The 20,649-nt window shown below is 70.2% G+C and carries 18 protein-coding genes and 2 pseudogenes; 8 read left to right on the top strand and 12 right to left on the bottom strand.

The features are described 5' to 3' along the window. Positions 1-66 precede the first annotated feature (66 nt). The 4 genes from OG361_RS03835 to OG361_RS03850 all read right to left on the bottom strand — a co-directional run bounded on the left by OG361_RS03835 (position 67) and on the right by OG361_RS03850 (position 2,706). Positions 67-468: an SMI1/KNR4 family protein gene (locus tag OG361_RS03835; RefSeq protein ID WP_384577577.1), complete on the bottom strand. Its 402-nt coding sequence runs from the start codon at positions 466-468 to the stop codon at positions 67-69. Further along, positions 465-1,766 (bottom strand): ISL3 family transposase, encoded by a 1,302-nt coding sequence (locus tag OG361_RS03840; protein WP_405862053.1) that lies wholly within the window; start codon positions 1,764-1,766, stop codon positions 465-467. The genes OG361_RS03835 and OG361_RS03840 overlap by 4 nt, the downstream gene beginning before the upstream one ends. Further along, a complete protein-coding gene (locus OG361_RS03845) occupies positions 1,694-2,248 on the bottom strand; it encodes a transposase family protein (RefSeq protein WP_405851850.1) in 555 nt (184 codons plus the stop codon). The genes OG361_RS03840 and OG361_RS03845 overlap by 73 nt, the downstream gene beginning before the upstream one ends. A 254-nt stretch (positions 2,249-2,502) precedes the next feature. Then, positions 2,503-2,706 carry a cold-shock protein gene (locus OG361_RS03850; RefSeq protein ID WP_048475199.1) on the bottom strand — a complete coding sequence of 68 codons (204 nt, stop codon included), beginning with the start codon at positions 2,704-2,706 and terminating at the stop codon, positions 2,503-2,505. A gap of 407 nt (positions 2,707-3,113) precedes the next feature. Between OG361_RS03850 and OG361_RS03855 the strand changes: the two are divergent. Beyond that, positions 3,114-3,263, top strand: a pseudogene (locus OG361_RS03855) (ATP-binding protein); the annotation flags it as partial. Positions 3,264-3,323: 60 nt separating this feature from the next. Here OG361_RS03855 and OG361_RS03860 read toward each other — a convergent pair. Further along, positions 3,324-4,316 carry a WGR domain-containing protein gene (locus OG361_RS03860; RefSeq protein WP_405851851.1) on the bottom strand — a complete coding sequence of 331 codons (993 nt, stop codon included), beginning with the start codon at positions 4,314-4,316 and terminating at the stop codon, positions 3,324-3,326. 321 nt (positions 4,317-4,637) lie between these two features. On the opposite strand from OG361_RS03860, the pseudogene OG361_RS03865 reads away from it, so the two are divergent. Continuing rightward, positions 4,638-4,826 (top strand): annotated as a pseudogene (locus tag OG361_RS03865) (IS5/IS1182 family transposase); the annotation flags it as partial. Positions 4,827-4,862: 36 nt separating this feature from the next. Here OG361_RS03865 and OG361_RS03870 read toward each other — a convergent pair. Further along, positions 4,863-5,345, bottom strand: coding sequence for a hypothetical protein (locus OG361_RS03870; protein ID WP_405851852.1), 483 nt, complete (start codon positions 5,343-5,345; stop codon positions 4,863-4,865). A 261-nt stretch (positions 5,346-5,606) separates the two neighbouring features. Then, a complete protein-coding gene (locus OG361_RS03875) occupies positions 5,607-6,326 on the bottom strand; it encodes a hypothetical protein (protein ID WP_405851853.1) in 720 nt (239 codons plus the stop codon). A gap of 54 nt (positions 6,327-6,380) precedes the next feature. Between OG361_RS03875 and OG361_RS03880 the strand changes: the two genes are divergently transcribed. Beyond that, on the top strand, positions 6,381-7,298 hold the full coding sequence (locus tag OG361_RS03880) for a GlxA family transcriptional regulator (RefSeq protein ID WP_405851854.1): 918 nt from the start codon (positions 6,381-6,383) through the stop codon (positions 7,296-7,298). 345 nt (positions 7,299-7,643) lie between these two features. Here the strand turns inward: OG361_RS03880 and mgrA are convergent, their stop codons facing one another. Continuing rightward, positions 7,644-8,636, bottom strand: a complete 993-nt coding sequence (gene mgrA, locus OG361_RS03885; RefSeq protein WP_405851855.1) for an L-glyceraldehyde 3-phosphate reductase — start codon at positions 8,634-8,636, stop codon at positions 7,644-7,646. 142 nt (positions 8,637-8,778) lie between these two features. Between mgrA and OG361_RS03890 the strand changes: the two genes are divergently transcribed. Continuing rightward, positions 8,779-9,696 carry a LysR family transcriptional regulator gene (locus tag OG361_RS03890; RefSeq protein WP_405851856.1) on the top strand — a complete coding sequence of 306 codons (918 nt, stop codon included), beginning with the start codon at positions 8,779-8,781 and terminating at the stop codon, positions 9,694-9,696. Between the two features lie 185 nt (positions 9,697-9,881). On the opposite strand, the gene OG361_RS03895 is transcribed toward OG361_RS03890, so the two are convergent. The 4 genes from OG361_RS03895 to OG361_RS03910 all read right to left on the bottom strand — a co-directional run bounded on the left by OG361_RS03895 (position 9,882) and on the right by OG361_RS03910 (position 16,198). Further along, positions 9,882-11,588 (bottom strand): alpha/beta fold hydrolase, encoded by a 1,707-nt coding sequence (locus OG361_RS03895; RefSeq protein WP_405851857.1) that lies wholly within the window; start codon positions 11,586-11,588, stop codon positions 9,882-9,884. A gap of 15 nt (positions 11,589-11,603) precedes the next feature. Then, on the bottom strand, positions 11,604-13,241 hold the full coding sequence (locus OG361_RS03900) for an alpha/beta hydrolase (RefSeq protein ID WP_405851858.1): 1,638 nt from the start codon (positions 13,239-13,241) through the stop codon (positions 11,604-11,606). Positions 13,242-13,594: 353 nt separating this feature from the next. Further along, positions 13,595-14,125, bottom strand: coding sequence for a sortase (locus OG361_RS03905; protein WP_405851859.1), 531 nt, complete (start codon positions 14,123-14,125; stop codon positions 13,595-13,597). A 411-nt stretch (positions 14,126-14,536) separates the two neighbouring features. Next, on the bottom strand, positions 14,537-16,198 hold the full coding sequence (locus OG361_RS03910; RefSeq protein ID WP_405851860.1) for an FAD-dependent oxidoreductase: 1,662 nt from the start codon (positions 16,196-16,198) through the stop codon (positions 14,537-14,539). A 264-nt stretch (positions 16,199-16,462) separates the two neighbouring features. Between OG361_RS03910 and OG361_RS03915 the strand changes: the two genes are divergently transcribed. From OG361_RS03915 to OG361_RS03930, 4 genes are all read left to right on the top strand, one after another. Next, entirely contained in the window at positions 16,463-17,584 is a 1,122-nt protein-coding gene (locus OG361_RS03915; RefSeq protein WP_405851861.1) for a SchA/CurD-like domain-containing protein, read from the top strand. A 66-nt stretch (positions 17,585-17,650) separates the two neighbouring features. Beyond that, a complete protein-coding gene (locus OG361_RS03920) occupies positions 17,651-18,121 on the top strand; it encodes a cupin domain-containing protein (RefSeq protein WP_405851862.1) in 471 nt (156 codons plus the stop codon). Next, positions 18,118-19,386 carry a beta-ketoacyl-[acyl-carrier-protein] synthase family protein gene (locus OG361_RS03925; protein ID WP_405851863.1) on the top strand — a complete coding sequence of 423 codons (1,269 nt, stop codon included), beginning with the start codon at positions 18,118-18,120 and terminating at the stop codon, positions 19,384-19,386. The genes OG361_RS03920 and OG361_RS03925 overlap by 4 nt, the downstream gene beginning before the upstream one ends. Then, positions 19,383-20,630, top strand: coding sequence for a ketosynthase chain-length factor (locus OG361_RS03930; protein ID WP_384572455.1), 1,248 nt, complete (start codon positions 19,383-19,385; stop codon positions 20,628-20,630). The genes OG361_RS03925 and OG361_RS03930 overlap by 4 nt, the downstream gene beginning before the upstream one ends. Positions 20,631-20,649 lie beyond the last annotated feature (19 nt).

The raw sequence follows: 20,649 nt of genomic DNA on the forward strand, positions 1-20,649 counted from the left end.
CACGGTCGCCTCGTTGGCTTTGTCGATCTCTGGGAGGTTCTGGCACACATTCCGTGAGGGAACTGGTCAGGAGAGCGGGGAATCGGTGTCGTCCCACTTCCAGCCAGTTTGAGGGAACTGCTCTAGGAAGGCGGAGAGGGAGGTTGCCTGATGGATGGCGGATGACCAGTTCTCCGCGGAGACATCGAGTGTCACCAGAGGCGGGGTGTCCTGGCGAAAGTCATAGACAAGCAGTTCGCGGCTTCCGTCCCCACCGATGACGACGGCGCCGGGGAAGCGCTTCTGGAACTCGCCAGCCTCATTGATGCCGATGAGTTCGGCCAGTGCGTCGATCACCAGGAAGTCTTCAGCGGGAGGAACGAACTGACTCAGACTCCCGGTGGTGCCCAGGAAGTCCCGGTAGTCCTGCGGAAAGTGGACTCCGAAGTGGTGCTCGACCTGCGCAATCGGGTCGTCGTTCGAACTCATGAAGCAGTTCTATCAAGAGCGACACCCGCTTGGTGGCGGTGGCCGCCTTGTGCCGCAGTGAGGAGGACGCGTTTGCGGAGCAGGGGGAGCTTGGCCCGGCCGCACATCTGGCGTTTGATCATCTTGATGTGGTTGACGCGGCCCTCGACAGGGCCGGAGTTCCAGCGGGTACTCAGGCCCTGGACGACAGCTTCCCAGTCCTTCTCCAGACCGGTCGCGAACGCGTGCAGCCGGGGCAGGTCCGCGGTGCGGGTGGTGGTAATCCAGTCCTTGAGGTGCTGGCCGGAGCGGGTTTGCAGGATCTCCGCGAAACCGCGGACGTGCGTGTGAAGGGCCTTCAGCTCCGGGCAATGGGCAAGGATCGCGGCAAACTGCTCACGTTCCTCGTCGCTCAGGCGCTCGGGGTGTCGCATCGTCCAGCCGGTGACCCGCCGGATTCCCGGTGGTGCGGGTTGGACGGCGCGTATGCGGCGCCGGCGCCTGGGCCGCAGATAGCCGCTGATGATCTGGTAGCTGCCGCGGTAACCGCGGGCTTGGAGCTCGGTATGCAGCTGAATGGCGTTGGTGTGTCCTTCGGCCCAGCGTTTGTCCAGGTGGGCCTTATAGGGGTCGAGCTGGCTGGGGCGGGGCTGATGCCGTCCGCTCAGCAACTGTTCGGGGGCTGCTGCGCGGGCGTTGCGGCGGACGGTGTTGCCGCCCATGTGCAGTTCTCTGGCGATCTCCCGGATGCCGTGTCCCCGGGCTAACAAGGCATGGATGGTCGCGTGCCGCTCTCGGATGCGGGCCTCGATCGGCGACATCGCCTTCGTCGCACCCGTGCTGTCGCCTTCGCTCGCCGGGCTATCAGGGCTGGTGACAGCCGTCTTGAGGCAGTTGCTGTGGAGTCGGACGGTGGCTTCGGCGGCGGTGCCGAGGTTCTGCCAGAGGTGGAACCGGTCGGCCACCTGGACCGCGTTCGGGGCGCCTGTGCGAGCGCCATCGGCGTAGGAGCCGGCTCGGTCACGGCAGATGATCTCAGCGCCGGGGTGTTCGCGTAGCCAGCTGGCGAGGGTCGAGGCGTCGCGGCCGGGCAACAGGTCGAGAGGTTGGCGGGTCTCGCAGTCGATGAGAACGGTGCCGTAGTGGTGTCCGCGGCGAGTGGCGAAGTCGTCGACGCCCAGCACCTTGGGAACGGCCCAGAGCGGGTCAGGCATGGCCATGATCGCCCGTAGGAGTGTTGCCCGGCTCACCCGCGTCTGCAGGGCAGCAGCAAGACGGGCCCCGGCCCGGCCGGCGAGAGCAATCGCAATGACCGCCAGGAGACGGCGCGAAGCAGGAGTCCGTCTCCCGTACCTGACGTCAGCCCCGTGACCTGCTCGACGAACGTACGACGCCCGCACTGGTCGTTATCGCAGTACAGCCGCCGCACGGTCAGTTCGATCAGCACCGGTTGGTCACCGACCGGAGTGTCGGCCAGTCGGCGCTCGTAGCAGCTGTGCACATGACTTGACGGAAGCGCACAGTCCGGGCAGGAAACGCTGGGGCGGAGGCTGCGGAGCCAGATCACCGCCCCGCGCGGCTGGAGCCCTGCGAGGTGGCTCTCGGGAATCTTGAACCCTGCGTTCGGTGACGGGGTCTTGCGCCGTGATCCGGCGATACTGCTGCTCGACGGCGGCGGACATGGACGAGGATGAGATCCGCCTTCCACACCACGCTCACAGCCGTCGCCCCGGTGCACCCAAGCCAGGGCACAGACGGCTCGGGGTCTGGTAGCTCGGCCTGGCGCAGACCTTGCCGCCACCGCGGCGGCACTTCGGCGGCACTTCGGCGGCTTCCGGGCTGATCCCGGCGAGCACGTCGTCCCGCGAGCAGACAGGCGGCCTCGGCCACCTGATCCGCGTGCTCCTCAATGCCGGGCCCCGCCCGTCCCGCCAGTTCCACTTCCACGGTGTCGGCGATTCTGCGAGCGGGTCCGGGGACACTCAATCGGGGCGCGCGAAGGAGCCGTGCGCCTTGAGATTGGTGCCCCCGATTCCGCCAGCCGGGTGGGAAAGATCAGGCGGGGGTGATGTTCTCCGCCTGGGGGCCCTTCTGGCCCTGGGTGACGTCGAACGTCACGGTCTGGCCCTCCTGGAGCTCACGGAAGCCCGAGGAGTTGATCGCCGAGTAGTGGGCGAAGACGTCCGGGCCGCCACCGTCCTGGGCGATGAAGCCGAAGCCCTTCTCCGCGTTGAACCACTTCACAGTTCCCGTAGCCATGTCTCATGCCTTCCAGTCGATGAATGCCTCTCGCGGTGTGCGGGAGGCGGAGGTGATCGCCCTGGTTCCTGCGGCACAGCACAGCAAAAAGCCCACGCCGAAAGCATGGGCAAGGGGAACTTCCGAACCACGACAGCTAACGGGGACGGTACACGTCCGCACACCCCGTCACCAGAGGAAACGCCTGCATCTGCGCGATACATTGGGCCTGGTCCATGGAGTTGGATTGTTCCGGACGGACTGTGGGGGATCGCGGAGCCGTTGATCCCTCCGTCGAGGTGCGGCCGCAGGGCGGCGGGACGCAGGCCTTTACTGGCTCGCCCGCGCTGGAGCAGGCCCGCTCGGCCGGCAGGTTCATCCCCGTCCATGACAACCGGTGGGCCGCAGTCCCGTCGGCCCACGGAGATGCCGGCTGGACGAAGACGTTCACCGATCCCCGGCTCTGCGCGGCCATCGTCGACCGGTTCACCTTCGGCGGCAACATCATCCAGACCGGAACCAAGTCCTACCGCCTCGCCCACACCGAAGCCCAAGCAGCCCGGACACAAGCCGACTGACGGCCCAGCCGCAGCCTCCTGGCACTGAAGCCAGGGATGCGGAGGCGAATTCGTGTCGTCTCAGCCGAGGAGGAAGGAAGTCCCCTCTGCGACGGACGGTGCACAGTCGGGTGTGAATCGCCTGATCTCACCCCGGAACGATCGGGCTTCCAACCAACTCGTCGGTGTCGCATCTGGCAGCGCGGCCATAAGTCTTTCGAAATCAGTGGGCCGGTAGACCTTGAACGTCTTCGCTCGCCCGTAGTCAGAGGGCTCTATATCGAACCGGAGGTCAACGACCGGCTGCGGCTCACGGCCCCAGTCGCTGGAGGACAACGCACCGTGACCATGAATCCGAGCGTCAACCAGAACCTCAGGGTCCGCATCACCGATCTCGCAGTCAAATACGGGGAAAGCCGTCGCGACGCGGGATACGATAGCCCGGTATGCCCGGTATGCCTGGCCGAGGGGCGGTGCACAGAACAATGCGTGGGTGAATCGTCGGACCGGTCTCGGCATGGGCACCTTGTGGTGGGATCGACCGTCGAAGGCCAGGCCACGCCGAACACACACGAAGTCCAGGAAGGCAGATACTGCGCCGGCCTCGTGGCTCTTCCCTCGTACGACAAACCGTACGGCGCTACGTCCCTGGTCGTGCAGGATGACGTACTCGTGAAATCCCATCACATGGCCGGAATGAGTACGGCAGTACACCTCATCGAAGCCATCGACCGGCAGATACTCAGGGACCGGGCCGGCCGCTCCGGAGCCAGCCCGGATCACGTCGAGGACAGGTGACTCCTGATCGAGTTCTGCATCGTCACGCAACGGTTCAACCTCGTTGAAGCCCTTCCGGAGCAACTCATTGATCTTGCGTGCGGCATGACGCCTCGCGTGTTCCTCATCATTGAGCGTCGAGGTACTGGCTTTACCGCTTCCACCGACGGACCCCCACCGGACGGAACAGCGGATCCCTTCCTGACTGATCTCCCGGTACTCGGACTTGCCCCCCGCCAAGAGCTCGAACCGCCGCCATCCCGTCATCAAGCCCTCCAACGCCTGCAGCGGCACCATGCAACCAAGACCGCCCTCACGCGGTCACGCTATCCCGTGACGGCCCGCTGCCCACCGCCCCCCGCCTGGTCAAGCCGCCCCAGCCAACGGGGCTCCGCCCCGTCTTACCCCCTTGAGACGTCGTTTCCTTTGGTGCAGGGCGATCGTTGACGGGATGTGGACCGTCTTGTCGAGCAGTGGGTCCCGGGCGAACTGTGGGAGCTGTTCCGGCGGGTGGTACCCCCGACGGTTGGCGCCGGCTCCCGCCGGTCCTCGGAACCTGCTGGCAAACGGCGTACAAGCGGTTCGCGCGTTGGAGCCGCCCATTTGCGACGATGGCTGCGAGAGCGTGGCATCGTGCCGAGGATCGCCCGCCGTGGCATCGAGTCCTCTCAGCGCCTGGGCAGCCATCGCTGGGTCGTGGGACGCACAATGTCCTGGATGGCCGGCTGCCGTCGCCTGCACCGGCGATACGAGCGCAAGGCCGAGCACTTCCTCGCCTTCGCGGGCATATCCGCAGCCCTCATCTGCCACCGCCGCCTCATAAGTGCGGACACGCAGAACCGGTCATCGCGAGGCGGCCCGAACGCTGCTCGCCCAGACCCGGATGGGTACCACCTCAGGCTCGGCCGTGGTCTGCTCCGAGTGGTTCTGCACGCCTTTCAGGCCCGACCAGTGCATGGCACCCGGCTCACTGTCGGCGAGGAACTCTTCGATGACCGGCCCGAGGTCGTCGGAAATTACGTAGGCACCGCCGAACGGCAACGCATCCGCAGTCACCGACCCAGTCGAGCACCGGAGCTGTCCGGCCTGCTCGTCATGCCACACGTAGAACGTCGCCACCCCGGGAAAACCCAGCTCGCGGATACGGACCTGGATGGCTGAGGCAGTCCGCTCGAAGGCGGCCACCACCGCGGAGACGGACAACGACCTCCTGTCCTCGTCCTCCGCGCTCAACCACCAGGTGTTGGTCTCCCACTCCACCCGACGGTCAGCCGGCTCCAGCACCAAAGGCTCGTCGGCTACCTCGGCAATCCACGTCAACAGCACTACAGCAGTATCCCCGCATAGCCCGTGGCTCCGTGACCCGCCATAAGAAACGGCGGGTAAAAGGGCACCTACCTGCCGATGGAGCCGTCGGCCTGCTCACGGAGCTCGATATCGGCACCCTCGAAGGCCCAGGCGAACCAGTAGAGCTCTGCCGCTGTCAGGTGCTTGACCAGGCCGAGAACACATTCCTCAGCCAGCCTCCTGACCTGACGATTGGTCGAGGCATGGAGAGCGGGTGCTGCCAGAAGCCGGAGGTCTTGGTCAGCTGCGTCTATATCTGGCTGCCATGGTGTGGAACGCCTTTTTCGGTTCCCAGTGCCTCTCGTCGAGCATCCGGACGACGCCGTAGGAGCCGAGGTCTTGCTTGCCGGGCCTGCTGTAACCGGCGAGGGTGAACCAGAGCGCGGTGTCCACGCCTTCCTCCTCGAAGATGTCCAGCAGTTCGGTGAGGTAGCGCGACTGCTCGTCCTCGTCCGGGGTTGCTCCGTGCGGTACCTGCCAGGCCATGCCGCCGCGTTCTCCCGCGCCGAGGTACGCGCAGGTTCCGTACTCGGTCACCGCGACGGGCTTGCCGTGGGCGAGGTGCCCGCGCAGCTCGTCCCGGAAGTCGTGGGCGTTGTGGGCGGCCCGGTAGGCATCGATGCCGACGAGGTCGAAGGCGCCCCAGTCGACGAACTCCCAGGGCGCCGACGCGTAGGTGACCTGCCCGCCGAAGTGCGTGCGGACGGTCGCGGCGATCTGGGCAAGGAAGTCGTTGAGCCGTTCGTGCACCGGTCCGAGGGAGGACCACCACTCCATGTCGGCACCGGCCATGGCCCGCAGTCGGTCGCCGTAGGTGTCGCCCGGGAGGAAACCTCCGCAGAACGCGCTGATCTCGCAGCCGGCGACGAACACCACATCCGCACCGGCCTCCCGTACGGCTTCCGCGCGAGCGGCGCAGTCGGCGAAGAACGGGAGCAACTGGTCGCGGGGAAGGTCCACGGGAAAGGGGGCGAACCAGACCTCAATCGTGTCGCCGTCCTCGCCCTGGACGGGGTGTACCCCTTCGAACTCGGCATCCCGAGCCGGATCTTCGGTGCGCTCCAGGACCGTTACGAGGTCCTGACATGCTCCGTCGACGGCGGTCCCGTCGCCACGAACGCCGACTTCTCGGTGACGGTGGGGCACGGCCCCACCGTCCTCGCGGCCGCGGACACGGTCCTGCTGCCGCCCTTCGACATCTCCAGGCTCTCCCGAGACCTGCCGCCGGGAGTGGCCGAGGCCCTCTCGACGGTCCGGCCCGGGACCCGGATCGTGTCCGTCTGCACGGCCGCCTTCGTACTGGCGGCGGCCGGACTCCTCGACGGCCGCCCCGCCACCACCCACTGGGCCGTCGCCGACGTCTTCCGGTCGTGGTACCCGACGGTCCGGCTCGACCCGGACGTGCTGTTCGTGGACGACGGCGACGTGCTGACCTCGGCCGGCGCCGCCTCCGGTGTCGACCTCTGCCTCCACCTCGTACGGCGGGATCACGGTGCGGCCGTCGCCAACCACGTGGCACGAGTCTGTGTCGTGCCGCCCTGGCGGGACGGCGGACAGGCCCAGTACATCGAGTACCCGGTGCTCCCGCCGTCGGTGAACGGCACCTCGGCCACCCGCCAGTGGGCGCTGGAGAACCTGCACGAGCCGCTGACACTGCCACGACTCGCCGGGCACGCCCGGATGAGCCTGCGCACCTTCGCGCGCCGCTTCGGCGAGGAGGTCGGGATGAGCCCGGGGCGCTGGCTGATCCAGCAGCGCGTGGCCCGGGCCCAGTACCTCCTTGAGACCACCGACCTGTCCGTCGACGACATCGCGGGACGGGTCGGCTTCGCCACCGGCACCTCCTTGCGCGAACACCTGCACTCCGCCATCGGCGTCTCACCGATGGCGTACCGCCGCACCTTCCGGGGTACCACCGCTCCGGCGGGGTGAGCCCCGCTCGCCCCACACCCCGCGGACCCCGACGGTGTGGTGACGGACCGACCGGGAGTTCACCGGGGCGCCGGTTCGAGCCAGAGTCGTCCGGACGAACCCACCGCGGTGCGCGGGCACGGTACGGGCCGGGACCCGCACGAGTCCGCCCTTCCTCCCGACCCACCGTCGTCGCCCTGGGGACCCCGGTCAAGACGACCGTGGCCGCCGACGGCCACTACGCGCTGCCGCTGCCGCACGGTTCGTACCAGCTCAGGATCACCCCGGCCCAGAGCTACTACGGCGGTGTCACCACAGCTCGGCGGTGCCGGCCGGTCCGACGTGGTCGCGGGACGGTCTCGCGCGTCAGGGACGGGCCAGCTCGTCGACGAGGGTCAGTTCCTCGATGTCGAAGTCGAGGTTACGGAGGGCGGCCACGCTGTCCTCGACCTGTCGCGCACTGCTCGCCCCCACCAGGGCGGAGGTGACGCGGCCGCCGCGCAGCACCCAGGCGAGGGCGAGCTGGGCCAGGGTCTGACCACGGGACGTGGCGATGTCGTTCAGGGCGCGCAACCGGGTCACCAGGTCCTCGGTGACGGCGTCCCGGTTCAGGAAGGGGCTGTCGCTCGCGGCCCGCGAGTCCTCGGGGATGCCGTCCAGGTAGCGTCCGGTGAGCAGGCCCTGTTCCAGCGGAGAGTAGGCGATCGATCCGACCTGCAGGTCGTCGAGGGCGTCGAGCAGGCCCTCGTCCTCCGGGCGCCGGTCGAGCATCGAGTAGCGCGGCTGGTGAATGGTGAGCGGCGTGCCGAGCTCGCCGAGGATGCGGGCAGCCTCGCGGGTCTGCGCGGGCGAATAGTTGGAGACGCCGACGTACAGCGCCTTTCCCTGCTGGACCGCGGTGTGCAGGGCACCCATGGTCTCCTCCAGGGGCGTCTCCGGGTCGAAGCGGTGCGAGTAGAAGATGTCGACGTGGTCGAGGCCGAGCCGGCGCAGGCTCTGGTCGAGCGACGACAGCAGGGACTTGCGGGAGCCCCACTCGCCGTACGGCCCGGGCCACATCAGGTATCCGGCCTTGGTGGAGACGACCAGTTCGTCGCGGTAGGGCGCGAAGTCCGTCCGCAGGAACTCGCCGAGGGCGGACTCCGCCGCGCCGGGCGGCGGGCCGTAGTTGTTCGCCAGGTCGAAGTGGGTGATCCCGAGGTCGAAGGCGCGGCGCAGGATGGAGCGCTGGGTCTCCGCCGGGCGGTCCGGGCCGAAGTTGTGCCACAGCCCCAGGGAGAGCGCGGGGAGCTTCAGGCCACTGCGCCCGGTCCGTCGGTATGGCATGTCGGCATAACGGTCGGAATGTGCGGTATACAACGCGACTCCATGGCGTGGGGACGGCACCCGGTGATCGGGGTGTGGCGGGAGGGTTTGTCGTGCTGTGACCAATCTCCCCCGACCTGTGGGCATGGATCCAACAGGAGAATCCGATGAGATTCAGCGATTAGGCTTCTGAATCATGGAACTGCGGCATCTCCAGCACTTCGTCGCCGTCGCCGAGGACCGGCACTTCACGCGGGCCGCGGAGCGGCTCATGGTCTCCCAGTCCGGCCTCTCGGCATCGATCCGGGCCCTGGAGCGGGAGCTGAGGGCGCCGCTGTTCGTACGGAGCACCCGCCGGGTGACGCTGACGGAGGCAGGGCGGGCGCTGCTGGTCGAGGCGGAGCGCATCCTGGCGCAAGTACGGGCCGCGCACGAGGCGGTGGCAGCGGTCCAGGGCGTGCTGCGCGGCACGCTCTCCCTCGGGACCGAGCAGTGTGTCGCCGGAGTGCACGTGGCGGGGCTGCTGGCCGCGTTCAGGCGGCGGCACCCGGATGTGGAGATACGGCTCCGCCAGGAGGGCGGGCTCGCATTGGCCGAGGACGTCGCCGCCGGGCGACTTGACCTGGCCTTCGCCTACCGCACCCGGGCGGACTCCGACCAGCTGCGCTCGGTGCCGCTGGCAGCCGAGCCGATGACACTGCTGTGCCACCCCGGGCACCCGCTCGCCGCGACCGGGCCGGACCTCGCGCCTCCGGACCTCGCGCTTCCGGACCTCGCGCTTCCGGACCTCGCCGAGGAGGTCTTCGTCGACTTCCACCCCGGCTGGGGACCCCGCCGCGCCACGGACGCCGCGTTCGCCGCCGCGGGCGTACGGCGAGCCGTGAGCCTGGAAGTGAACGACGTGCACAGCCTCCTGGACCTGGTGGAGGAGGACCTCGGCGTCGCCGCCGTACCGCGGCATTTCCGGCACAAGCGGGAGTCCCTGCACGCCATCCCTCTCACCGACACCGGCGGGGAGGTCTACGAGACAGTGGCCCTGCTCCCACCGCCACAGGCCACCAGCCCGGCAGCCCGCGCGCTGATGGCGCTGCTGGAGCGGGGAACCGCCCGCTGACGTACCGGGGAACGCCCGCCGCTCCGGACGCTCCCCGGACGCTCCCCGGGTGTCGGGCGGTTGTCGGGCGGCACGGTCCGCGGGACTCGGATCGCGGCCCCCGCGATCGCCCGGCGGACCATGGCCTTGGCCATCACCAGCACCCGCCCAACCGCCCAACCACCACGACAAACACCGTTGCAGTACTAGGGTGCGATCTCGAACTGCGGGGGCTGGAGGCCCGCCAGGCACCGGGTGTCCGGCGCGGACGGGTCGGCGAAGAACGAGTTGGTGATCGTCTGCGCGCACCGCGAGTCGGCGAAGACCACGTGGGCCACGTAGGGAACCGTGACGGCGTGGGACCGGCTCAGCGTACGGGCCACGTAGGCCCCGTTGCTGGGCGCGGTCTGGGCGTCGAAGCCGCCGGACAGCGCGAGGGTCGGGATGTCGCTGCGGGTCACGTCGCGGATCCAGGCGGGCGCCGGGGGGACGTCCCAGGCGCGGCAGTCGTCGTGGAGCCAGGCGAGCTGCGGCGCGTTGGCCAGCATCGAGCGGGGGAACGACGGGAACGCGCGGCGCCCGCCCCGGATGATGTCGGCCCGGCTCTCGTACGGGGTCCACTGGCTGCAGAAGACGCCGTAGACCAACCCGTGGGCGACCCTTCCGATGGCCTGCGGGCTGTACTTGCCGCCCGCGAGCTGCTCCGCGATCCGCTGCGGGTTGCCGTGGGCGAGCTCGTCGATGGAGCGGGGCACTCCGGCCGCCACATGGGTGGCCGAGGTCAGCCAGGTGACCAGGTTGCCCCCGTCCAGCACGACCTTCACCGGCTCCGGGTGGACCGGGACCGTGACGGTGGTGGTGACCGGGTTGGCCTCCAGCTCACTGACGAGGCGGAGGAAGGTGGCCTTCAGGTTCGGGTAGCGGGTATTGCAGGCGGGCTGCTCCGCACAGGCCTTGAACAGGCCGTCGAAACCCTCTCGTGCGGCCTTCCAGGTCACGGCCCCGCCGCCCAGGGACGGCGGCAGGACGCCGTCGATGCCGACCGACCGGACGCCCTTCGGGTGCAGGCGCATGTAGTTGAGCGCCAGGTGGGTGCCGTAGGAGATGCCGAAGACGTTCCACTTCTTGACGCCCAGCGCCTTGCGCAGGGCGTCGTAGTCGGCCGAGCTCTCGATGTCGTTGTAGGCGCTGCGGTCGGCCCCCCGGCTGTCCACCCGGTCGCGGCAGGCCCGGGTCGCCTCGACGTGCAGGCGGCCGGTGGACGGCGCGTTGGAGACGAGACCGAGGGCGCGGGCGTTGAACTCGTCGATGTTCGGACAGGTGAGCACCGGGTCGGCCGAGTAGGTGCCGCGCTGGGACATGAAGATCACGTCACGGTCGCGGTTCAGGTTGCCGGCGAGCGCCATCGGGATCTCGGAGACCGCGTCGTCGCCGGGTCCGCCGGCGAACCACACGATCGGGTCGCGCGCCGGGCTGCTGGACTCCGCGGGCATGATCGCGACGGCGAGGGTGATCTTGCGCCCCTCGTGGCCCTTGGGCTCCTTGGGCTCCTTGGGTCCGTTGGGTCCGTTGGGTCCGTTGGGTCCGTTGGGTCCGTTGGGTCCGTTGGGTCCGTTGGGTCCGTTGGGTCCGTTGGGTCCGTTGGTCCGGAAACGGTTCTCGGGCACGGTGAGGGTGCCGCAGCGGGCGCGCGCCAGATCGGGGATCGGGTCCGCCGTCCTGGGGCAGGGGCCCGGTTCGAAGCGGGCGTCGCCCACCGTACGGGCGACCGTGCCGATCGGGCCGTCGGTGCCGGACTCGGCGTGTGCGGGCATCGCGGCGAGGCCGACGACGAGGGCGCCGGCCGTGGCTCCTGCCAGCGTCGCCGGGAGCCGTCGGGCGGGGCGCCGACGGGGGGTCGTGCTTGGGGACATCGTGCGTCCTCCGGGTCAGGGGATGATGGTGAACGGCTTGGGCACGACACCCGCCACGCAGCCGGTGTCGGGCGCGGTCGGCCGGGCCAGGAAGGAGAGCAGGACCGACGCGGCGCAGGGCTCCTGGGGCACCACCCAGTGGGTGATCCCGGGGACCACCACGGCGGTCGAGCGGGGCAGTGTCCGGCCGGCGAACGGCCCCCAGCTCGCGCCCGTCTTCGCGTCGAAGGTCCCGGTGATGATGAGCGCGGGCACCTTGCTGTGGGTGGCGACCCGCTGGACCGGGGTTCGGTCCGGTACGTTCCAGGCGCGGCACAGGTCGTGCTCGAAGGGCAGCTGCGGTGCGTGCGCCAGCACGGAGTCCGGGAAGCCGGGGAAGGCTCGTCGGCCCGCCTCCAGCACGTCGCGCTTCGAGTAGCCCGGCGCCCACTCGGCGCAGGCCACCGAGTGCGTCAGCCCGTGGGCGAACTCGCCGATGACGGGCGTCGCGCCGGCGGCCTGGGCCCGCGCGAGGCGTTCCGGATTCCCGCCGGCGAGTTCGTAGAGTGCGGCGGGGACGTCGGCGGACGGGACCAGTTGGCCGTTGGTGACCAGCAGGTTCACCAGCGTGCCCCCGTCGAGGACGACCTTCACCGGGGTTCCGCCACCGGGCGGCGGCACGGTGAGCGTCAGGGGGTTCTCCTCCAGCCGCCGGACCTGCTCCGTGAGCGTGCGGGAGAGGTCCGGGTAGCGGGCGTTGCATGCGGGCTGGGCCTCACATGCCGCGAAGATCGCGTTGATCCCCTCCTGGGCGCTGTCCCAGGCCCACGGCAGGCTCACGGTCTGCGGCGGCACGACCGAGTCGATCGCCAGCGAGCGGATGCCCTGGGGGTGCCGGCGCAGGTAGGTGAGGCCCAGGTCGGTGCCGTACGAGTAGCCGTAGACGTTCCACTTCTTGATGCCCAGGGCCTTGCGGAGGTCGGCGAAGTCCGCCGCGTTCTGGGTGGTGTTGTAGGCCGTGAGGTCGTTTCCTTCGGCCGTCAGGCGGTCCCGGCACTGCTTCGCCGCGCGTACCAGCCCTCGTCCGGTGGACGGCGCGTCGTAGGGCAGTCCGACGGCGGTCGCGTTGAACCGGTCCATCTCCGGGCAGGCGAGGTTCGGCTGCGAGTGGAGGGCGCCGCGCTGGGTCATGACGATCAGATCGCGGTCCCGGTTCACGTGGGAGGCGATCAGAAAGGGGATGGCCCCGATCGCGTCGCCACCGGGACCGCCTTCCATGAACACCACCGGGTCCGCGGCGGGCTTCGCCGAGGTGGCCGGAATGATCACGACGGTCGTCCGGATGGTCCGGGTCTTCTTGCGGGTGCGGTTCTCGGGCACCTCCAGGAACCCGCACCGCCCGGGGATCGGCTCCGGCGTCTCCGGGCACGGACCGGGCACGAACCGTGCCGGGTGTCCCGGCCGGGGCCCCTCGGCAGGGGGTGACAGGGCGCTGCTCGGGGTGGGGCCGAGCGCGCCGAGCACGGCCAGGCCGGTCGCGACGAGCGCCGTCCTGGTGCGCGCGCGGTGGGGGCGCCCCTGCAGGGGGATGTGTCGCGCCGTCCGGCGCCGAACGGTCCTGCCGGTCCCGCGAACGGACGGCAGGTCGTCCGGACCGGTGATCTGTTCTGCCATGTGATCCCGTCTCTCGGATGTCCCCGGCCGCTCGGGGGCCGGGGCGCGTGGGAGTGGACGCCCGCCGTGTGGTCCGGCGAAGTCGGCGTACGCCAGCCTGCGTCCGCGACGGGAGGCGCACCACTCAAGGACTCCACTCGGAGCATGAGTTCGCCTCACGAACAGGGGTACTCGCGAGGATGGGCCGGACCCCCGTCACGGGTCCGGCCCATCCTCGGGGCGGGGGGGAAACCCCTGACCCGCCCCACCCCGCTCACTCCCACCCGCTCCCCCTCCCCCTCCCTCAGACCACCGGCAGACGAAGAATCTCCTCGTGGAGCCGGGGCCCTGACCGGGGGCGTGGAGGTGTGGGATCAGACGGAGTTCCGGGCGGCGGTGGCGCGGCGGCGCGTCATGATCAGGACGCCCGCGGCGGCGCCGCCGAGGGCCAGCGCCCCGAGGGCGTACGGGCTGCCGCCGTCGACCCCGTCCGCGCCGGCGCCCCCGTCCGCGCCGGCGCCTGCGGCCCAGCCGAAGCCCGCTTCCACGGCACCGTTCGGCCGGCCGGAGATCTGGTAGGTGACGGTCTGCTTGATGCGCGGCGGGCACTTGAGGGTCACGGTGTCCTTGCCGGAGACGGCGTCCGACGGGAGCTTGAACTCACCCACCAGGACGCCCTTCCGGTCGCCCGGCAGGAGGTGGAACTTCCCGCCCGCCTCCGACTCGCCCTTGCCGTACGTCTCGTTACCGCAGGCGGTGGTGCTGACGGTGACGGTGGTGCCAGGGGCCGCGTTCCGCGGATTGACCCAGACCTCACCGGAGGGCGCCGCGACGGCGGAGGGTGCAGACAGGGCGAGGGCGACCAGGACCAGGGCGAGCTGGGGACCCGTACGTGCGAGACGCATGCTTCTTCTCTCCTCTTCGGCGGAGCTTTCCTGGCCGGCGGTGCCGCGCGGCTCCTGTGCTGTGCTCCGTGCACGAGAAGACCCCCGCCCGGTCATCACCGCAACGGGAAGATCGCGCGCACTGTCCCCCGGTCGGCGTCTTGATCGTCCTTGCCGGTGATCAACGCCGCAGGTCACAGCAGTCCGTACGGTGCTCGGGAAAGAACGGTCGTTCTGCGCGCGAACGGGCGAACGAGCTGGACGTCTTGACCACGAGCGTTGTCGAGAAGGTCACGACCTGCGCGGGTTTCCCGGCCCGCGCGGCCGCGTTCTTCCACGCCCTCGGGTCCCCGGAGAGCCGGCCTGGTGGCTTGCCAACCGTTGACCGGGCTCCCCGGGACATCCCTCTGCCGTGCCGGCGACGAGAAAGTGTCAGCCCCGGCCCAGGATGGCCGTGAGGGCTTGCTGCAACGCCGCTCCGGGATCCTCCGACGCCCCTTCGGACCGCCACGCGACGAACCCGTCGGGGCGGACCAGCACCGCGCCGTCCGTGGTGACGCCGTGGGCCTCCGCCCAGTCCGTGTCGCTTTCGGGGGAGAGCTCCGCGTCGGGCCCGTCGCCGATCCGGTACGAGTCGAGCGGCACCGACAGCTGTTGCCCGACGCGTGTCGCCTCGGTGTGCCACCTGCCGGCGCCGTCCGCGGAACTCAGGAGCACCAGGGACCGCTCGTACAGGTCGAGGGTGGAGATCCGGGTACCGGCGCGGTTCAACCACAGGTGGGGTGCCCGGCTCCCGGGTTCGCCCGTCAACCGCAGTCCGTCGGACACGACCGGCAGCGTCCGGTCGGCGCCCAGGACGGCGCCCTGCGGATAGCGGTATCCGAGCACCTCGTTGAGGATGCCGCCCTTCCTTCCCTTGGGGCTGCCGGATCCGGGGACGGGGACGTACCCGGGGTGACTGTGTTCGACCGACCGCGCCGCAGCCCGGGCGCTCGTCGTCTCCGCGACCGGCCGGCGCTCCGCGTCGTAGGACGCGAGCAGGCCGGGGCCGGCCCAGCCGCCCAGTACGGCGGCGAGCTTCCAGGCGAGGTTGTGCGCGTCCTGGATACCGGTGTTGGAGCCGAACGCCCCGGTGGGCGGCATCTCGTGGGCGGAGTCGCCGACGAGGAACACCCGGCCGTCCGCGTACCGTTCGGCGATCCTCTCGGCCGCGTGCCAGGGAGCTCTGCCCGTGATCTCCACATCGAGGTCCGGCACCCCCACGGCCCGCCGGATGTGTTCCCTGCACCGCTCGTCGGTGAACTCCTCGAGCGTCTCGCCGTGTTCGGGGTGCCACGGAGCGTGGAACACCCAGCGCTCCCGATTGTCGACCGGCAGCAGGGCCCCGTCGGCCTCCGGGTTCGTCAGGTAGCAGACGATGAAGTGCCGGTCGCCGACGACGTCCGCGAGGCCGCGGGAGACGAAGGTGATGCTCACGTTGTGGAACAGGTCGCCCTGACCGCTCTGCCCGATGCCGAGCTGCTCGCGAACCGGGCTGCGCGGGCCGTCCGCCGCGACGAGATAGTCCGCGCGGATGGTGGTGTGCTCACCGGTGCCACGGCTCTTGACCTGCGCGGTCACCCCTTCGGCGTCCTGCTCGAAGGACATCAGCTCCGTCGCGAACCGCAGGTCTCCGCCCAGCTCGCCGGCGCGCTTGAGCAGCACCGGTTCGAGATCGTTCTGGCTGCACAGACACCACCCGGCGGGGCTGAAGCGGGCGAGCCCGCCGCCGGGGTCGATCTCCTTGAAGAGCCACTCGCCGACGTCACCCACCAGGCTCGGCGTCTGCAGGATGCCGTTGTTGCGCGCCAGGACCGACGCGGCCTCCTGGATGGGCTGCACAACCCCGGCTCCGCGGAACAGCTCCATCGTGCGCACGTTGTTGCCGCGGCCACGCGGGTGGATCGAGGTGCCCGCATGGCGCTCGACCAGGGTGTGCGGCACTCCGAGACGCCCCAGGAACAGCGAGGTGGACAGGCCCACCAGCGAGCCGCCGACGATGAGTACGGGCGTGCGGTGACCGGGTGCTTCGCCGGCCATGTCGAATCGGTCCATTGTTCGTCTCCGGCGTCACCTGCGACGCGAATCGGGGATGGGATGCAGATGCATGCCCTTCGGGGACGGGGCCACGTGCCGGAGGCACCCGGATGACACGCGGTTCACTCGTCCGCCCCATGCGGGCTCGCGCGCTGTCGGCGCTCCTGTCAAGGATCGACACATGACGACCCCGGCGTGTCGGTCACGTAGGTCGTTCCCCCACCCCCCACCGACACGTAGGTCGTTCCCCGACCCCCACCGAGAAGAGAAGAGGTGTGCCGGATGGCCCCCTCGGGACGCGTCTCGCAGTCCGTGTTCGACGGCTCCAGGCTGCGGGTGATCCTCCTGCTCGACCTGTACGAGGGAGCTCAGCAGCAGTTCCTGGACGCATACGAGCTCATGCGCAAGCAGGTCGCCTCCGTTCCCGGTCACATCAGTGACCAGCTCTGCCAGTCCATCGAGAACCCCTCGCAGTGGCTCATCACCAGCGAGTGGGAGAGCGCCCCGCCGTTCCTCGCGTGGGTGAACAGTGAGGAGCACGTCGAAACCGTCAAGCCGATGCACAGCTGCGTCCGGGACACCCGTTCGATGCGCTACAGCATCCTCCGGGAGACCAGCCCTGGTCAGCCGGCCTCGCGGACCGCGGCATCGACCGACGCGCAGGTGGAGGCCCGCGTGGGCGACGGTGTGGCACGCCACGCCCTCACCTTCACCGTCAAGCCGGGTTCCGAGTCGAAGGTGGCGGAGATCCTGGCCGGGTACGAGCCGCCCCGGGCCCAGGTCGACGAGACCACCCGGCTGCGCCGTACCTCCCTCTTCATGCACGGCAATCGCGTCGTGCGGGCCGTGGAGGTGGAGGGCGACCTCCTCGCGGCACTGCGGCACGTCGCCCGTCAGCCCGAGGTACGAGCGGTCGAGGAGGCCATCAACCCGTACCTGGAGCAGGACCGGGACCTGACCGACCCCGAGTCGGCACGTGTGTTCTTCACCCGGGCCGCGCTCCCGGCCGTCCAGCACGTGGTGTCCAGTCGGCCGGCCCCGGCCGGCCTGCGACGGCACGCGCTGTACTACCCGGCCAAGGAGGGCTGCGGGATGGAGCTGGCCCGGCTGCTCGCCCATCAGGACCGGGCCGCGGCGGACGATCCGGACAGCCCGGTGTACGCCAGCACCGTGTTCCAGCGCGACGACATCGTGGTGCGCCTCGTCGACGTCACCGGCGAACTCGACCTCGACCCCGTCGCCTCCCTCGGGCTCAAGGGCGCCGGGAAGGCCGCGGAGCTGGAGCGCCTGCTCGACGGCGCCGCGATCGGCGTCGAGGGCTCCCTGAAGACGGAGCGCAACATCAACCGGCTTCTGTCGCACGCCGACATGCTGCCCGTCACCGACCGCTCTGCGGATTCCTGACGGCCGGTCGCGGCCCCGCCGCAGTCGCTCCCCAGCACGTCACTGCCACATCCGGAGGTATCAACCATGCTCAAGCAGCGTCCACGCATCGTGAACCTGAGCGAGACGGAACCCAACCGCAGGCGGGGAGGTGACCTGCGGGCCATGCTCACGCCGGCCACCGTCGGTGCCACCAGCGGCTTCATGGGCCTGGCCATCGTTCAGCCGGGCGAGCGCATCGGCGAGCACTACCACCCGTACTCCGAGGAGTTCGTGTACGTCGTCTCGGGCGCTCTGGAAGTGGACCTGGACGGCGACACGTACGCACTCCGGCCCGATCAGGGGCTCCTGATCCCGATCGACGTGCGGCACCGCTTCCGCAACGTGGGCGACGTGGAGGCCCGCATGGTCTTCCACCTGGGCCCGCTCGCCCCCCGGCCGAGCCTCGGCCACGTCGACACGGAGGTCACCGACGAGGCCGAGCTCGCCGCCGCGGGCCCGCACCTGACCGTGCACGACCCGGGACAGGTGTCCGAGCGAAGCGGGGCCATCGAGTGACCCGGCGAGTGGCCGTCACCGGTATCGGTGTGGTCGCTCCGGGCGGCACCGGAGCGAAGGCGTTCTGGGACCTCCTCGCCGCCGGCCGTACCGCGACCCGCGGCATCACCCTGTTCGACCCCGTCGGGCTGCGCTCCCGCATCGCCGCCGAGTGCGACTTCGACCCGGCGGACCACGGACTGGACCCGGACCTGAGCCGCCACGCCGACCGGTACATCCAGTTCGCCGTCGTCGCCGCCGGGGAAGCCGTCCGCGACGCCGGACTCGAAACCGACGCCGAGGACCCCTGGCGCGTCGCCGTCTCCCTGGGCAGCGCCGTCGGCGGCACCACCCGGCTCGAACACGACTACGTCCTCGTCAGCGAGGGCGGGCGGCGGTGGGACGTGGACCACCGCGCGGCCGACCCCAAGCTGCACATGGCGTTCTCGCCGAGCACCCTCGCCTCCGTCGTGGCCGAACAGTTCGGCGCCCGCGGCCCGGTGCAGACCGTCTCCACCGGATGCACCTCCGGCCTCGACGCCGTCGGCTACGCCTTCCACACCATCGAGGAAGGCCGGGCGGACGTCTGCATCGCGGGCGCGTCGGACTCCCCGATATCCCCGATCACCATGGCCTGCTTCGACGCCATCAAGGCCACATCGCCCGACAACGACGACCCTGAGCACGCCTCCAGGCCCTTCGACAACAACCGCAACGGTTTCGTCATGGGCGAAGGCGCGGCCGTCCTCGTTCTGGAGGAGTACGAGCACGCCAGGGCCCGCGGTGCGCACATCTACTGCGAGATCGGCGGCTACGCCACCTTCGGCAACGCGTACCACATGACCGGTCTGACCGGCGAGGGGCTGGAGATGTCCCGGGCGATCGACTCGACGCTCGACCAGGCCCGGCTCGACCCCACGCTGATCGACTACGTCAACGCGCACGGCTCGGGCACCCGGCAGAACGACCGCCACGAGACCGCCGCCGTGAAGCGGTCCCTGGGGGCGCACGCCTACGACACGCCCATGAGCTCCATCAAATCCATGGTGGGGCACTCGCTGGGCGCGATCGGCGCGATAGAGGTGGCCGCCTGCGTTCTCGCGCTGAAGCACCAGGTGGTACCTCCGACGGCGAACTACGAGACCCCCGACCCCGAGTGCGACCTGGACTACGTGCCGCGCACCGCCCGCCCCCGGAAGCTCAGGAACGTGCTCTCCGTGGGCAGCGGATTCGGCGGATTCCAGTCCGCGGTCCTCCTGACGGGGCCGGGCGGGAGGACACGATGAGCACTGAGCGCCCACGGCGCGCGGTCGTCACCGGCATCGGTGTGATCGCCCCCAACGGATTGCGTGCCGACGCGTACTGGAAGTCCGTCCGGGAAGGGCTCGGCGTACTGGACCGGATCACCCGTGAGGGGTGCCAGGACCTGCCGCTCAAGGTCGCGGGCGAGGTCCGGGGCTTCGACGCCTCCGCCCTGATCGAGGAGCGCTTCCTCGTCCAGACCGACCGTTTCAGCCACTACGCGATGGCCGCGGCCCAGCTCGCCCTCGACGACGCCGGCCTCGGCCACGACGCACCGGAGGAGCCCTTCTCGATCGGCGTCGTCACCGCGGCCGGTTCCGGCGGTGGCGAGTTCGGCCAGCGAGAGCTCCAGAAGCTCTGGGCCCAGGGATCCAAGTTCGTCGGCCCGTACCAGTCCATCGCCTGGTTCTACGCCGCGAGCACCGGCCAGATCTCCATCCGGAGCGGGTTCAAGGGGCCGTGCGGTGTGGTCGCGAGCGATGAGGCGGGAGGCCTGGACGGCCTCGCCCACGCGGCCCGGGCCGTACGGCGTGGGACCGGCGCGGTGATCGTCGGAGCGGCGGAGGCGCCCCTCGCCCCGTACTCGATGGTGTGCCAGCTCGGATACCCGGAGCTCAGCACCGTCGAGGACCCGGACCGCGCCTACCGGCCCTTCACCGAGGCAGCCTGCGGCTTCGTCCCCGCCGAGGGCGGCGCGATGCTCGTCGTGGAGGACGAGTCCCGTGCCCGCGACCGGGGAGCGGCCGTCCGGGCCGTCGTGGCCGGCCACGGCGCCACGTTCACCGGCGCCTCCCGGTGGGAGGAGTCCCGGGAGGGACTCGCCCGCGCCATCCGCGTCGCCCTCGACGAGGCCGAGTGCGCGCCCGAGGAGATCGACGTCGTCTTCGCCGACGCCCTGGGCGTACCGGAGGCGGACCGCGCCGAGGCGCTGGCGATCGCCGACGCCCTCGGGGCACACGCCACCCGCGTACCCGTCACGGCGCCCAAGACGGGCATCGGTCGCGCCTACTGCGGGGCGCCCGTCCTGGACACCGCCGCCGCGGTCTTCGCGATGGAACACGGCGTGGTCCCCCCCACCCCCAACGTGTTCGACATCTGCCACGACCTCGATCTGGTGATGTCCCGCGCTCGCCCCGCCGAGCTGCGCACGGCCCTCGTCCTCAGCCGGGGACTCATGGGATCCAACGCGGCGCTGGTCGTGCGCCGCGGCGACGACTCCGCCTGGTAGGACCGGGCGGGAAGGAGAG

Source organism: Streptomyces sp. NBC_00090 (assembly GCF_045160815.1).
Classification (GTDB): Bacteria; Actinomycetota; Actinomycetes; order Streptomycetales; family Streptomycetaceae; genus Streptomyces.

Bases quoted from the DNA above. Each gene is read 5' to 3' on its own strand.
- OG361_RS03835 (WP_384577577.1), bottom strand. From the start codon at position 468: ATGAGTTCGAACGACGACCCGATTGCGCAGGTCGAGCACCACTTCGGA.
- OG361_RS03850 (WP_048475199.1), bottom strand. From the start codon at position 2,706: ATGGCTACGGGAACTGTGAAGTGGTTCAACGCGGAGAAGGGCTTCGGC.
- OG361_RS03860 (WP_405851851.1), bottom strand. From the start codon at position 4,316: ATGGTGCCGCTGCAGGCGTTGGAGGGCTTGATGACGGGATGGCGGCGG.
- OG361_RS03890 (WP_405851856.1), top strand. From the start codon at position 8,779: ATGGAACTGCGGCATCTCCAGCACTTCGTCGCCGTCGCCGAGGACCGG.
- OG361_RS03895 (WP_405851857.1), bottom strand. From the start codon at position 11,588: ATGTCCCCAAGCACGACCCCCCGTCGGCGCCCCGCCCGACGGCTCCCG.
- OG361_RS03900 (WP_405851858.1), bottom strand. From the start codon at position 13,241: ATGGCAGAACAGATCACCGGTCCGGACGACCTGCCGTCCGTTCGCGGG.
- OG361_RS03905 (WP_405851859.1), bottom strand. From the start codon at position 14,125: ATGCGTCTCGCACGTACGGGTCCCCAGCTCGCCCTGGTCCTGGTCGCC.
- OG361_RS03910 (WP_405851860.1), bottom strand. From the start codon at position 16,198: ATGGACCGATTCGACATGGCCGGCGAAGCACCCGGTCACCGCACGCCC.
- OG361_RS03915 (WP_405851861.1), top strand. From the start codon at position 16,463: ATGGCCCCCTCGGGACGCGTCTCGCAGTCCGTGTTCGACGGCTCCAGG.
- OG361_RS03920 (WP_405851862.1), top strand. From the start codon at position 17,651: ATGCTCAAGCAGCGTCCACGCATCGTGAACCTGAGCGAGACGGAACCC.
- OG361_RS03930 (WP_384572455.1), top strand. From the start codon at position 19,383: ATGAGCACTGAGCGCCCACGGCGCGCGGTCGTCACCGGCATCGGTGTG.